This window comes from Sorangium sp. So ce185 (assembly GCF_051526825.1).
Taxonomy (GTDB): domain Bacteria; phylum Myxococcota_A; class Polyangia; order Polyangiales; family Polyangiaceae; genus Sorangium; species Sorangium cellulosum_D.
The window spans coordinates 6158049-6170932 of sequence record NZ_CP150316.1; the positions used below are offsets into that span (position 1 = coordinate 6158049).

Consider the following 12884-nt stretch of genomic DNA (forward strand, 5'->3'; position numbering starts at 1 on the left):
GAGAGGCTTGCGGGTCCGAGTTGAAGGATGAGTGCTCATGGTCAACACAAATAACACAGCGGCGGCTTCCGCGCGAACAGGGGGCCCCCGGCGCCCGTGAGGACGGGCGCAGGCGCGGCGACGGCCTCACGCGCCGCGGCGCCGCGACGGCCTCACGCGCCGCGGCGCCTGACGGGCGCGCGGTCGGGCGCGTCTCCAGCCGCGTTTCAGCGCGAGATCAGCAGGGCGACGAGCGCACAGAGCAGCACGGCCGCGCTGGCCACCGCGGGGACGACCCACCGCGGCATGCGCTGGGGCACCCCCATGACGATATCCTCGGCGAACGCGTCGGCGGCGCCCGTCGACGGCGCGGCGACCGCGGCGGCGCCGGGCGCTCGCTCGGCGCCGGCGGCGGCCGCGCCGACGCGCGATCGCCCGTCGCCGCCGCCGCCCGCGGCGCCTTGCTGGTGGCGGGCCAGCACGGCCGGCATCGCGGCGCGGATCCGGGCCGCGAGCTCCTTCTGCGGCATGTACGCCCAGTCGCGGTGAGACCCCGCGAGGCCGTACGCCTGACCGACGCGATCGGCCAGCAGGCCGACCGACGGGAGGCGCGCCTCCGGGCTCTTCATGAACGCCGCCTCCATCACCGGATCGAGCGACGCGGGCACCCCGTACGCCTTGCCCGCCTCGCTCGGGGGCACCGGGTTGCTGCCCATGATGGCGACGAGGATCATCGGGCCGGTCGGCGCGTGGAACGGGACCCGCCCCGTGACGCACTCGAACACGATCGCCGCGACCGACCAGACGTCGGCGCGGTGGTCGAGCGCGAGCAGCCCCTGCGCCTGCTCGGGCGACATGTAGAAGGGCGAGCCGATCGTCGTGCCGACGACGGTCAGCTTCTTCGCGCCCTCGCTGTTGTCGCGCACGCTGCCGAAGTCGAGGATCTTCACCCGGTCGCCGTCGTGCGTGCCGACGAGGAAGATGTTGTCCGGCTTGAGATCGCGGTGCACGACCTTGCGCTCGTGGGCCTCCACGAGGCCCAGCGCCACCTGCGACAGCATCCGCACGAGGCGCTCGGGGGGCAGCACCTTGTCGCGCTTCAGGACCGTCCGCAGCTCCTCGCCCTCGAGGTACTCCATCACGAGCGCGAAGCTGTCGTCCTCGGTCTTCTCGAAGGCGAGCACCTCGACGATGTGCTCGTGGGGCAGCGACGCGCTGACCTCGAACTCGCGGTGGAAGCGCTCGACGCTCACCTCGTCGAGCGCGACCTCGGGGTGGAGGATCTTCAGGGCGACGCTGCGGCCAGCCCGGAGATCGAGCGCCTGGTAGACGCGCCCCATGCCCCCGTCCGCGACGATGCGCCAGACCTGATAGCGCCCGCCGCAGAGCGTCGCGCCGACGCGCCGGTCGTCCGGGTGCCGCGGCGGCGAGGCCTGCGCGACCGGGATGAGGCGCTGCCCGTCGATCGGGCAGAAGCCGCTGTCCTGAGAGAAGAGCCTGAAGCAGGCGGAGCAGGTCTTCAAGCCGCCCCCGGGGTCAGGCGCGGGAGGGGTCCGCGGCAGGCGAGCTGCCCGGCGCGGGCTCTGGCGGCATGTAGTAGAGGATCCGGTTGCAGTTCGGGCACCGCTCGAACTCCTCCTGGCGGCGCATCTTCTGGAACATCATCGGCGGCACGGACAGGTGGCAGCCGAGGCACGTGCCGTCGTAGGTGCGGGCGATCGCGACGGGCCTGCGCGTGCGGATCGACTCGTAGCGACGGTACAGCACGACCGGCAGCTTGCCGACCACCTGCTGGCGCGCCTCGGCCCGCTGGGCGCGCTCGGCCTCGAGCGCCGCCAGCGACGCCTGCGTCCCCGGCGCGCTGCCGTCGATCGCCCCCGCGAGGTCGACGCGCTTCGCCTCGGCCTGATCGATCGCCCCGCGCGCGCCCTCGGAGGCGGCGTTCAGGCGCTCGATCTCTTCCTCGCGATCGCGGTGCAGCTTGCGCAGCTCCTCGATCTCGCGCTGCGCCGCGTTCGACTCGCGCTCGTTGCGGGAGCGCTGCAGCTTCTCCCGCGATCGCTCGATCTGGGTCGACATCTGACGGAGCTCGACGACGAGCTCGGAGCGCGTCTTCTCCATGGCCGCCAGGGTCTCCCGATCGGCCTTCAGCCGCTCCTCTAGCCGCTTCAGCTCGGACCGCATCCCTTCCAGGCTGCCGCGCTGCTTGTCGAGCTGCTCATCGATGCGGCGGATGTCGCTGTCGATGGCCGACAGCTCTTCGAGGAATGCGATCTGCTCGCGGATGCTCACGTGCTTCCTTGTCTCCTTCTGTTTCGTGGCTTTCGTGGGCCCACCTGGACTCGAACCAGGAACAGCCCGGTTATGAGCCGGGGGCTCTGACCGATTGAGCTATAGGCCCTGGCGCATGAGCGAAGCCCCTTCGGGTCCGCCCACTTTCGCACCGGCCGACAACGTAGTCCAAGCGGCGCGCAGTTGGAAGGGGAGCGCTTCGGCCGCCCAGGTTCGCGGCGGCGGCTCCGCGGCGCCGGCGGGCCTTCGCGGGCGGCGCCGCGCCGCCGACGAGGGTCCGCTCGGGCAGCGATCGCTCACGGACCCTGCCGCCCGGCCGGATCGGCCATCGGGCTGCGGTGCGGGATGCGGGCCGTCTTCGCGGCGGGGGACACGGCCTTGCCCCCGTCGAGCGCGTCGGCGCAGCAGCGGAACCCGACCTGATAGAAGCGGAACCACCGGTTGTGCGTCGAGGTCACCGGGCGGCATCGCGAGCGGATCGGCCCCCAGTACCCGCCCTTCAGCGTCGATCGAAACGGCTGCTCGTCCAGGTGGCCGAGCTCGTTGTTGACCCACTCGTCGACGTTGCCGGTCATGTCGCGCACGCCGAAGGGGCTCACGCACCGGTGCATCTCCCCGGACGCGACGCGGCGGTCGAGCCGCTCGACCTCCGCCGAGATCTTCCAGGGGTCGCCGAACACCTCGAGCACGGGCATCGCGATCTTCCTGTCGATGTTGCAGGCCTCGGGATCGCGAGCGATTCCATAGGGATAGGGCCACATCTGCGGGCCCTCGCACGCGAACTCCCACTCCTCGCCAGAGCAGAGCCGCTTGCCCTCGGTCTCGCAGGCGCGCTTCGCCTCGAGCCAGTTGACCATCACGGCAGGGCGGACGCCCTCGATGTTCGGGTACTCGAAGACGTCGATGCAGAAGCGCCGGTGCTGGAGGCGCCCCTCGCAGAGGACCTCGGGCTCGAACCGCGCGCAGATGTCCTTTTTCTCGTCGATGTAGGAGGCGCAGTGGTGGCCGACGTAGGGGCAGTAGATGCCGTCCACGAGCACCATCCCGCCGAGGCACGCCGTGGCGCTCGCCGGGTTGACGCGCACGTACGCGGGCAGCGGCGGGGGCGGAGGGGGCGCGAACGCCGGCGCGGGCGGCGCGGGCTCCGGCGGCGGGACGCTCGCCGGCGGCGCCGCGCTCGACAGGTCGAGCGGCTCCGGCCGCCGCTGGAAGCGCGGGGCGAAGAGGAGCGCGCTCACCAAGGCGGCGACGGCGAGGGCGGCGATGAAGGCGAGGCGCTCGCGCATGTCAGTCGTACACGCCGTCCTTCTCGCGGTCGCGCTCGATGAACGGCCGCGGCGGCGGCGTGACGACGCCGTCGACCGTGTCCGCGCAGCAGCGGAAGCCGGCCTGGTAGAACCTGAAGGTCGGCCCGTGCCCCCCCGTCGTGAGGCGGCAGGTGTTCCGCACCGGACCCCAGTAGCCGCCGTTGAGCGTGGCCGGGCGCGACGTGCCCGGATCGTCGGCCAGGTTGTCGGTCCACTCGTCGACGTTGCCGGCGAGATCGTACGCCCCGTAGGCGCTGATGCAGTTCGGGTGCGATCCGATCGGATCGGCCTGCCACAGCCGGGCGATCTCGCCCTCGCGGGTCTCCTCGTCGACCATCGCGTCGATGTCGAACGCGATCGCGGCGCGATCGATGTTGCAGGGGCTCGGCGTGCGCACGAATCCCCAAGGATAAGGCAGGCGCTTCGGTCCTTCGCAAGCGAGGATCCACTCGGAGCGCCGGCAGAGCCGCTTGCCGATCGAGGCGCAGAGCGACCGCGCCTCGTGCCAGTCGACGTAGACGCGCGGCAGCTCGCCGACCCGGTTCGGCCACTCGTGGCGGTCGATGCAGAAGCGCCGGGGGTCCACGGCCGCCCGGCAGCGCGCGCCGCGCGCGTACTCGGCGCAGCCGTGGCCGATCCCGTCGCCGGCGCGGGCGCAGACATACGGGAGGGACGGGCAGAAATCGCCCTCCACGAGGGTCATGTCGGCCGGACACGCGGCGCGCGCCGCCGGATCGTCCGCGAAGCGGTCGACCGGCGGGGCCGCGGAGGCCGGCGCGCCCCGCGGGACCGGCGCCGGCGCGGGCGGCGAGCCTTCTGCCGACGCCGCCGGCTCCACCGAGCGAACGGGCGCGCCGGGCGTGCCTGACGCTAGCGGCGGGGAGGCCGGCGCGGCGGCGTCCGCGGAGCGCGGCGCGGCGGGCAGGACCGCGGAGCGCCCGGGCGGAGGGGGCGGCATGAGCAGCAGCGCTTCGAGCTCGGGGGCGTACCGCGCGAGGAGCGCGACCGCTCCGAGCGCAGCGCCGGCGCCGACCGCCATCATGATGCTCCTAGGTTGCGCTTCCACGTCACCCCGCGCGCCCCCTCATAGTCCAGCTCGCGGCGCAGCGACGTGAGAAGAATTGCAGGACCTCCGGAACACCATGTCCGGCGCGGCGCGTCTCGACGCGCTGCGCGCCGGAAGAACGGGAAGACGCGCCGCGCATCGAGCAAGCGGGAAACGCGCCGCGCCCACCGGGAATGCGGGCATGCACGGCGGAGAAGGCAGCGGGAGAGCGGCGCGCGCGCAGGAGCGCGCCCCGCCCGCTGCCGTGTGTGATAGCTCTCCGGTTCCCCCTATGGATCGACTGGTCGTTCGAGGCGCTCGGCAGCACAACCTCAAGAACGTCAGCGTGTCGCTTCCGCGCGACCGCCTGGTGGTGATCACCGGCCCGAGCGGCTCGGGCAAATCGTCCCTGGCGTTCGACACCATCTACGCGGAGGGGCAGCGCCGCTACGTCGAGTCGCTCTCCGCGTACGCGCGGCAGTTCCTCGAGCAGCTGTCCAAGCCCGACGTGGAGTCGATCGAGGGCCTCTCGCCCGCGATCGCGATCGAGCAGCGCGCGCTGGCCAAGAGCCCGCGCTCGACCGTCGGCACGGTGACCGAGATCTCGGACTACCTCCGCCTGCTCTTCGCGCGGGTCGGCACCCCCCACTGTCCCGCGTGCGGCAAGCGGATCGAGGCCCAGACCGTGCAGCAGATCGTCGACCGCATCCTCGATTTCGGGGACAAGACGCGGGTCACGATCATGGCGCCGATCGCCCGGGGCCGCCGCGGCGAGCTGAAGCTCGACATCGAGCGGCTGCGGCGCGAGGGGTTCGTGCGCGCGCGCATCGACGGCGAGATCGTCGACCTCGGCGACGAGATCGTCCTCGACCGCACGCGCGCCCACGACCTCGACGTGGTCGTGGACCGGATCGTGGTCAAGGAGGGCATCAAGGGCCGGCTCACCGACTCGGTCGAGCTCGCCCTCAAGCTGGGCGAAGGCCGGCTGCTCGTCGACATCTCCAGCGACGGCATGAAGATCGAGCCGCTCTGGATGAGCGAGCGCTTCGCGTGCATCGACTGCGGCATCTCCCTGCCGCCGATCGAGCCGCGGATGTTCTCCTTCAACGGCCCGCACGGCGCCTGCCCCGCGTGCGACGGCATCGGCGCGAGGACGCGCATCGATCCGGACCGCGTGGTGCCCGATCCGCGGCGCACGCTCCGCGAGGGCGCCGTGGTGGCGTGGGGGCGCCGCGGCTCGCTCTCGCTCGCCACCGAGACGGAGCGGGCCGTGAGCGCGCTCGGCTGCGATCCGGACGTGCCGTGGGCGAAGCTGCCGGCGGCCGTGCGGCAGGCCATCCTCGAGGGGAGCGACGCCTCGGGCGCCGGCGGCCGGGGGAAGAAGAAGGCGGCCTACGAGGGGATCATCCCGCGGCTCGAGCGGCTCCTGAGCAGCGGCGAGCCCGCCCTCGCCGACGAGGAGGACGCCGATCCCGACGAGGACAGCGCCGCGCTCTCCGACGAGATCGGCCGCTTCGTCATCACGCGGGTGTGCGACGCCTGCGACGGCAGGCGCCTGCGCCCCGAGGCGCTCGCCGTCCGCCTCGGCGATCGCAACATCGCGGACGTCGGCACCCTGCCGCTGCGCACGCTGCGCACCTTCCTCGAGGGGCTCATGCCGCCCAAGGACGGGGCGCCGCGGCCCACCGGCGGCGGCGACGCCGCGGGCGAGCCGTCGGTCGACGGCGGGCTCGCGCCGCGCGAGCGCGCGATCGCCGAGCCGCTGCTCCGCGCGGTGATCGCCCGCCTCGGCTTCCTCATCGACGTCGGGCTCGACTACCTCACGCTGGATCGCTCCGCGCAGACCCTCTCCGGCGGCGAGGGGCAGCGCATCCGCCTGGCGACGCAGATCGGGGCCGCGCTCGTCGGCGTGCTCTACGTGCTCGACGAGCCCTCGGTGGGCCTGCACGCGCGCGACAACACGCGCCTGCTCGAGGCGCTCCGGCGGCTCGTGGATCTCGGCAACACCGTCGTCGTCGTCGAGCACGACCGCGACGCCATCCTCGCGGCCGACCACGTCGTGGACATGGGCCCGGGCGCGGGCGTGCACGGCGGCAACGTCGTGGCGCAGGGCACGCCCGAGGAGCTGAGCGCCGATCCCGCGTCGATCACGGGCCCCTACCTCAGCGGCAAGAAGCAGCTGGCGATCCCCACGAAGCGCCGGCGCCCCGACGGGCGCTTCATCCGCGTGGCCGGCGCGCGGGCGCACAACCTCCGCAACGTGACGGCCGAGATCCCGGTCGGCCTGTTCTGCACGGTCACGGGCGTGTCCGGCTCCGGCAAGTCGAGCCTCATCGTCGACACGCTCCTGCCGGCCGCGAAGAACGAGCTGTACCGGAGCTCCGCCCCGATCGGCGCGTGCGACGGCATCGAGGGCCTCTCGCACATCGACAAGGTGATCTCGATCGATCAGGCGCCCATCGGCCGCACGCCGCGCTCCAACCCGGCGACGTACACGGGGGTCTTCGGGCTGCTCCGCGAGCTGTACGCGGGCCTCCCGGAGGCGAGGACGCGCGGGTACAAGGCGGGACGCTTCTCGTTCAACGTGAAGGGCGGCCGCTGCGAGGCGTGCCAGGGCGACGGCGTGCTCCGGATCGAGATGCACTTCTTGCCCGACATCTTCGTCACGTGCGAGACGTGCGGGGGCCGCCGGTACAACCGCGAGACGCTCGAGGTGCTCTACCGCGGGATGTCGATCGCGGACGCGCTCGACCTCACGGTCGAGCAGGCGATCGAGCAGTTCGAGGCGCTCCCCCGCGTCCGCGAGCGGCTCGCCGCGCTCGCGCGGGTCGGCCTCGGCTACATCACGCTGGGCCAGCCCGCGACGACGCTCTCGGGCGGCGAGGCGCAGCGCGTGAAGCTCGCGCGCGAGCTCGCGCGCAAGGCCACCGGCCGCACGCTCTACGTGCTCGACGAGCCGACCACGGGCCTGCACTTCTCGGACATCGAGGTGCTCACCGCGAGCCTCATGAGCCTGCGCGACGCCGGGAACACCGTCCTCGTCATCGAGCACAACCTCGACGTCATCGCGTGCAGCGACTGGGTGATCGATCTCGGCCCCGAGGGCGGCGAGCGCGGCGGGACGATCGTCGCGGCGGGCACCCCGGAGGACGTCGCCCAGGAGGAGGCGTCGTTCACCGGCGCGTACCTGCGCGAGGTGCTCGCGGCGTCCAAGCGCCGCGGCCCGCAGGCGCCGCGCGGCAAGGCGGCGGCCCGCAAATAAAAGAGCGGGCGTGGCCCCGCCCGGTCCTCGCGAGGTGGACCGGAGGCGGAGCGCACGCCCGACGGCGCGGCGGCACCACCGCGGAGGCCGCCGAGGCGGACCTCCGCGCGCGGCGTTCAGCCGTAGTCCTTCTCGACCCGCTCCTGGTCCTCTTTGCAGCGGATGCAGAGGGTCGTCTCGGGGCGCGCCTCGAGGCGCTTCGCCGAGATCTCCTCCTCGCACTCCTCGCACTGGCCGAACGTGCCGTCCTCGATCTTCAGGAGCGCCTTGTGGATCTTGTCGAGGAACGACTTCTCGCGGCCGCGGAGCCGGAAGGTGAACGACTGCAGGTACTCGCTCGACGCGAGGTCCATCTCGTCCGGGAGATCGTTCGCGTCGAGCATCATGTCTTCGGTCAGCGTTTGCTTGGCCTTCTTGACGATCTCGTCGCGCTTCGTCTCAAGCAGGGTCTTGAACTTTTTCAGCTGGGCCTTGTTCATAGGTCCTCTCGCGTCGAATGCGCCGTTCGGCGCCGCCGTCTGAGCTCCCTGGCGCATGCAAGCCGCGGGGCGTCGACCCCCGGGCTGCCGGAACGGGGCTTACGGCTCCGCGACATGTCCGGAGAGGCCAGATAGCCCCCCGAAATAGCGAGGCGCGGGATTCTAGGCGTGAGCGCCGTGCCCGTCAACGACGCCTCCGTCGGTGGCAGAGTTCGTCCGATGCGCGCGGCGATCACCGCTGCATGCACCGCTGCGGCGCCGCACTCGGCGCAACGGCCGCGACCGATCGCTCGCAGCGGCATCGATGTCGGGAGAGCGTGGAAAGCGCCTGCGGGAGCGCCCCGAGGTGCAGGAAAGAGCGGCGGTTTTGGCCCCAAACCCGCATGCTCACCGCAGAGCACGCCGGAAAAGAGACGCAGCGGACGGTTTGACGAAAGACAGCTCACGTGGAACAAATTTATCCCATATTGCTGGATTTCGATCAGAACCGAACCCCGATCCGACCTCGTGATGCCGCCACGGTGATCGTCCTGCGTGACGGTCGCGTGGGGGTCGAGGTGTTCTGCGTCCGCCGCCACGCGAGCTCGAGCTTCATGGGCGGCGCCGTGGTGTTCCCGGGTGGGAAGGTGGACGCGCAGGACGGCGCGGAAGTCTGGAGGGATCGGGCGACCGATCCGCCGGCGCGCGCCGCTGCGCTCGCGACGGACGCGATCGCGGCGCGCGCGCTGTGCGTGGCGGCGTGCCGCGAGACGCTGGAGGAGGGGGCGATCCTGCCGACGGATCCGCCGCTGTCCGGCGACGAGATCGACGCGGTCGCGCGGGAGCTCGCCGCCGGGACGCCGCTCGACGCGAGCCTCGAGCGGCGTGGCCTGAAGCTCGCCCTCGCGGCGCTCGTGCCGTGGGCCCGGTGGATCACCCCCGCCGCCGAGGCGCGCCGCTTCGACGCGCGCTTCTTCCTGCTGCCGCTGCCGCGCGGCCAGGTCGGGCGCCACGACGGGCACGAGACGACGACGAGCTTCTGGGCCTCGCCCTCGGAGGTGCTGGAGCGCGCCGCGCGTGGCGAGATCGTTCTCGCCCCGCCGACGTCGCGCACGCTCGAGCTGCTCGCCGCGGCCCGGGACGTGCGCAGCGCCGTGGCGCTCGCGGAACGCCAGCCGCTCCTGCCGATCTGCCCGCGCTTCGTCCCGGGCGATGGGGCCGAGCCGCCCTACCTGGCGCTGCCGGGCGACCCCTCGCACGAGCTCCGCGAGCGGCGCGTCGACGGCCCGACCCGTTATGTCCTGCGCGACGGGCGCTTCGTCGCTGAAGAATGCTGCGCACATGGATCCCCGATCCACATCAAACAGGAACGAGAGCCCAGATCCACGACGAGCTTCGACACCCCCCAGACGAATGCCCCCTCCGTGCCGGCGACGCCTGATCTCGAGGAGTGAGCCATGGAAACGAACCCGAAAGAGAACACGACGCAGCCCGAGCTGTTCACCGCGAGCGACGTCGCGCGCTTCTGTCAGGTGGACCTCAAGACCATCCACAACTGGGCGGACAAGGGGGAAATCCGCCACTTCCGCACGCCCGGACGGCACCTCCGCTTCCGGCGGCTGGACGTGCTCGATTTCCTCCGAAAGTACGGCTACCCCATCCCGGAGATCCTGCGGATGGGCAAGCCGAAGGTCGTCGTGGTCGACGACGACCCCGCCGTCCTCGCCGCCCTCCGCAAGACCCTCTCGCGGAGGTTCGACCTGACCACGTTCCAGGATCCGTTCGACGCCCTCGTCGCGGTGGGCAATCTCCAGCCCGACGCGCTCATCCTGGACGTGATGATGCCGGGGCTCGACGGCGTGCGCTGCCTGGAGCGCCTCCGGTCGATCGACTCGACCTCGCACATCCGCTGTATCGTCTACTCGAACCACGAGGAGATGAAGAAGAACGCGACCGAGGCCGGCGCCTACGACTTCATCAAGAAGGGCGAGGCCGGCGAGCTGCGCGACTCGCTCGAGCGGCTCATGGGCCTCGAGCGGGGGTGATCCCGGCGCGGGCGGCGCCTCTCTGGGCCGTCCTCGCCCTTCACTTGCCCTCGCGGTAGGCGCGGATCGCGTTCACGATGGCGTCCGCCATCTTCTGCCGGAAATCGGCGGTGGCGAGGCGCGCCTCGTCCTCGGGGTTCGAGATGAACGAGGTCTCGAACAGCGCGGCCGGCATGTCGGCGCCCGCGAGGACGAAGAAGCCCGCGCCCTTGACGCCCTGGTCCTTCGTGTCCGGGTAGCGGGGCGACAGCGAGGCGAGCGACGACCGCTGGAGGAGCTCGGCGAAGTGGCGCGAGCGGGCCGCCATGTCGCCGACGTTGAGGTTCGACAGGATCGCCGCCACCTCGCGGCGGGCGTCGGGATCGCCCGGATCGGCGCCCTGCCCTCCCCTGGCGGCGCGGGCGGCGTTCTCGCGCGCCGCGAGCGCGGCCGACGTCGACTCGGCGTCGTGAGGCGCCGCGAGCGAGAAGGTCTGGACCCCGCGCGCGCGGCCGTTGTCGCTGGCGTTGCAGTGGATCGAGACGAACAGGTCGGCGTGGAACGCGTTCGCGCGCGCGGTGCGGAGCTCGAGCGGGACGTAGACGTCGCTGTCCCGGGTGAGGAGCGTCTCGATCTTGAGCTCGCGCGCGAGGAGCGGGGCGACGCGGTGGGCGACGTCGAGCGTCACGTCCTTCTCCTTCAACCCGGTCGGGCCGACCGCGCCGGTGTCGTTGCCGCCGTGCCCGGGGTCGATCGCGACGCGCCGGACCTCCCGCGCGCCGCCGGGCTTGGCCTCGTCGTCGCGCACCGGCGGGCGGGTGCTCACGTCGACGACGATCCGGAACGGCTCGGGCAGGTAGAAGATCCGGCGGTACAGGTTGGCGGCGAGATCGAGGACGACGCGCGTGCCCTTCGGCTGCACGCCGACGCGCACGCGCCTGAGGACGCCGCCGACCTCGATCTCCCGCGCGACGCCGCGCGACGTCGCCCGCGCGATGTCGACGAAGATGCGCGCGTCCTTGCCGGCGGTCTCGTCCGCCGGGAGCGTGCCGACGTTGAACGTCGTCGGCGCGGAGAGCTCGATGACCACGCGCGCCCCCTTGTCCGAGCCGTGCCGCTCGATCGACGTGACCTTCACCGGGCCTGCGGGCGCCGCGGACGCCGGTGGAGCGACGACGAGATCGCCCGCGGCATCGGCGGTCGCCTGCACCGGCGCCGCGCTCGCCGCCGCGGCGGAGGCGCCCGGCGCGAGCGCGAGCGCGAGCGCGACGCCCTCGACGCGGTGCCCCTCCTGCTCCATGGCGCGCAGCGCGTCCCCGCTGGGCCGGTAGGCGACGGCCTGCGCCAGGGCGACCGCGATGGCGCCGAGGCACGGCGAGGGCGCGGGCGGCGCGCCGCCGGACGCGGGCGGCGAGAGGGCCGCGTAGCGCCGGGAGACCAGGTAGAGCTCGCGGTACGCGACGGCGGCGTCGCGGGCGAGCTCGCCGGCGAGCAGCGCGCGGCGGCGCTCGGCCTGGCACGCGCGCTCGAGGTGGGCCGGATCGGCCGAGGCGCGGAAGGCGGTCGCCGCGGCGCTGTACAGCTCCATCGCCTCGCGCGCGTCGGTGGCCGCCTGATCGAGGCGGAAGAGCCGCACGCGAAGGTCGGCGGCGAGCTCCGCGAGCGCGGCGGCCGGCGCCCCGGCCTCGGCCCGCGACGACGCGATGGCGACGGCGTCGGCGAGGGCGACCGTCTCGGCGCGGGGCGGGAGCAGCGCGCCCGGATCGAGCAGCGCGGCGGCGCGCTGCTCGTCGGAGAGGGCGGCGGGAGCGGCGGGCGCGCCGCCGTCGGCGCCGCACCCGAGGGTGTGCGCGGCCACTGCAAAAAGCGTGATCGCCGAGAGGGCCAGGGCGTTACGATGCGGCTGCGCTGGGGTGGTGCGCCGTGGTTTCGCCAGAGCTGCCCCGCGCGCCGAGCGAACGGCGATACGTCCCGGAGGTTTCACGTGCCCGACCTCACGCCCACTTCATCCACAGAACCCCTCTACGCGGATCGTGCGTCGGGGGAGAGGTTTGCCGACGCGACGAGCATGGTCAACGCGTATCTCGCCCGGTACGCCGCGAGCGCTCGGGGCGGGGCCGGATCGCCGGGCGGCGCGGGCGCGAGCGCGCTCGACGAGACCGGGTACGCGCAGCTCCAGCACGGGAGCGCGACGATCGGCGTCAACGTGCTCGAGGCCCAGGGGGTCCTGATGGTGTTCTCGCCGATCATGGCCGTCCCCCTGAGCGGGCGGGAGGCATTCTACCGGCGCCTCCTGGAGCTCAGCTTCGTCGCCACCTCCGACGCGGCGTTCGCGATCGACAGGTCGCGCAACGAGGTGGTGGTGCGCTGCCTGCGGCGGCTCAGCGCGCTCGAGTACGAAGAGTTCGAGGATATCGTCACGACGGTGAGCCAGGTCGCCGACACGTGGGACGACGCGCTGCTGCGCGAGGTGCGCGGCGGATGAGCGGGTCGAGGCGCCTCCCCGGGCGTCGGGCG

The 12884-nt window shown here is 72.7% G+C and carries 10 protein-coding genes and 1 tRNA gene; 4 read left to right on the forward strand and 7 right to left on the reverse strand.

Features of this window, described 5'->3' with window-relative positions; translation table 11 throughout:
• Positions 1–206 precede the first annotated feature (206 nt).
• The 5 genes from WMF26_RS22535 to WMF26_RS22555 form a co-directional block, all read right to left on the reverse strand.
• A complete protein-coding gene (locus WMF26_RS22535) occupies positions 207–1502 on the reverse strand; it encodes a serine/threonine-protein kinase (protein ID WP_438001990.1) in 1296 nt (431 codons plus the stop codon).
• Between the two features lie 13 nt (positions 1503–1515).
• Positions 1516–2271: a zinc ribbon domain-containing protein gene (locus WMF26_RS22540; protein WP_438001991.1), complete on the reverse strand. Its 756-nt coding sequence runs from the start codon at positions 2269–2271 to the stop codon at positions 1516–1518.
• A gap of 35 nt (positions 2272–2306) precedes the next feature.
• Positions 2307–2380, reverse strand: a tRNA-Ile gene (locus WMF26_RS22545).
• 187 nt (positions 2381–2567) lie between these two features.
• Positions 2568–3557, reverse strand: a complete 990-nt coding sequence (locus WMF26_RS22550; RefSeq protein WP_438001992.1) for a formylglycine-generating enzyme family protein — start codon at positions 3555–3557, stop codon at positions 2568–2570.
• Between the two features lies 1 nt (position 3558).
• On the reverse strand, positions 3559–4620 hold the full coding sequence (locus tag WMF26_RS22555) for a formylglycine-generating enzyme family protein (RefSeq protein ID WP_438001993.1): 1062 nt from the start codon (positions 4618–4620) through the stop codon (positions 3559–3561).
• 295 nt (positions 4621–4915) lie between these two features.
• Here WMF26_RS22555 and uvrA point away from each other — a divergent pair, with 295 nt between their 5' ends.
• Positions 4916–7885, forward strand: coding sequence for an excinuclease ABC subunit UvrA (gene uvrA / locus WMF26_RS22560; RefSeq protein WP_438001994.1), 2970 nt, complete (start codon positions 4916–4918; stop codon positions 7883–7885).
• Positions 7886–8001: 116 nt separating this feature from the next.
• On the opposite strand, the gene WMF26_RS22565 is transcribed toward uvrA, so the two are convergent.
• On the reverse strand, positions 8002–8364 hold the full coding sequence (locus WMF26_RS22565) for a TraR/DksA family transcriptional regulator (RefSeq protein WP_020736477.1): 363 nt from the start codon (positions 8362–8364) through the stop codon (positions 8002–8004).
• A gap of 521 nt (positions 8365–8885) precedes the next feature.
• On the opposite strand from WMF26_RS22565, the gene WMF26_RS22570 reads away from it, so the two are divergent.
• Entirely contained in the window at positions 8886–9797 is a 912-nt protein-coding gene (locus WMF26_RS22570; RefSeq protein ID WP_438001995.1) for an NUDIX hydrolase, read from the forward strand.
• 3 nt (positions 9798–9800) lie between these two features.
• The gene (locus WMF26_RS22575; protein ID WP_020736479.1) at positions 9801–10388 is read left to right on the forward strand and encodes a response regulator; all 588 of its coding nucleotides are present in this window, start codon (positions 9801–9803) and stop codon (positions 10386–10388) included.
• Positions 10389–10428: 40 nt separating this feature from the next.
• On the opposite strand, the gene WMF26_RS22580 is transcribed toward WMF26_RS22575, so the two are convergent.
• Complete coding sequence (locus WMF26_RS22580; RefSeq protein WP_438001996.1) at positions 10429–12225, reverse strand: N-acetylmuramoyl-L-alanine amidase; 1797 nt, start codon at positions 12223–12225, stop codon at positions 10429–10431.
• Positions 12226–12435: 210 nt separating this feature from the next.
• Between WMF26_RS22580 and WMF26_RS22585 the strand changes: the two genes are divergently transcribed.
• Positions 12436–12852 carry a YbjN domain-containing protein gene (locus WMF26_RS22585; RefSeq protein ID WP_061627290.1) on the forward strand — a complete coding sequence of 139 codons (417 nt, stop codon included), beginning with the start codon at positions 12436–12438 and terminating at the stop codon, positions 12850–12852.
• Positions 12853–12884: the final 32 nt, after the last annotated feature.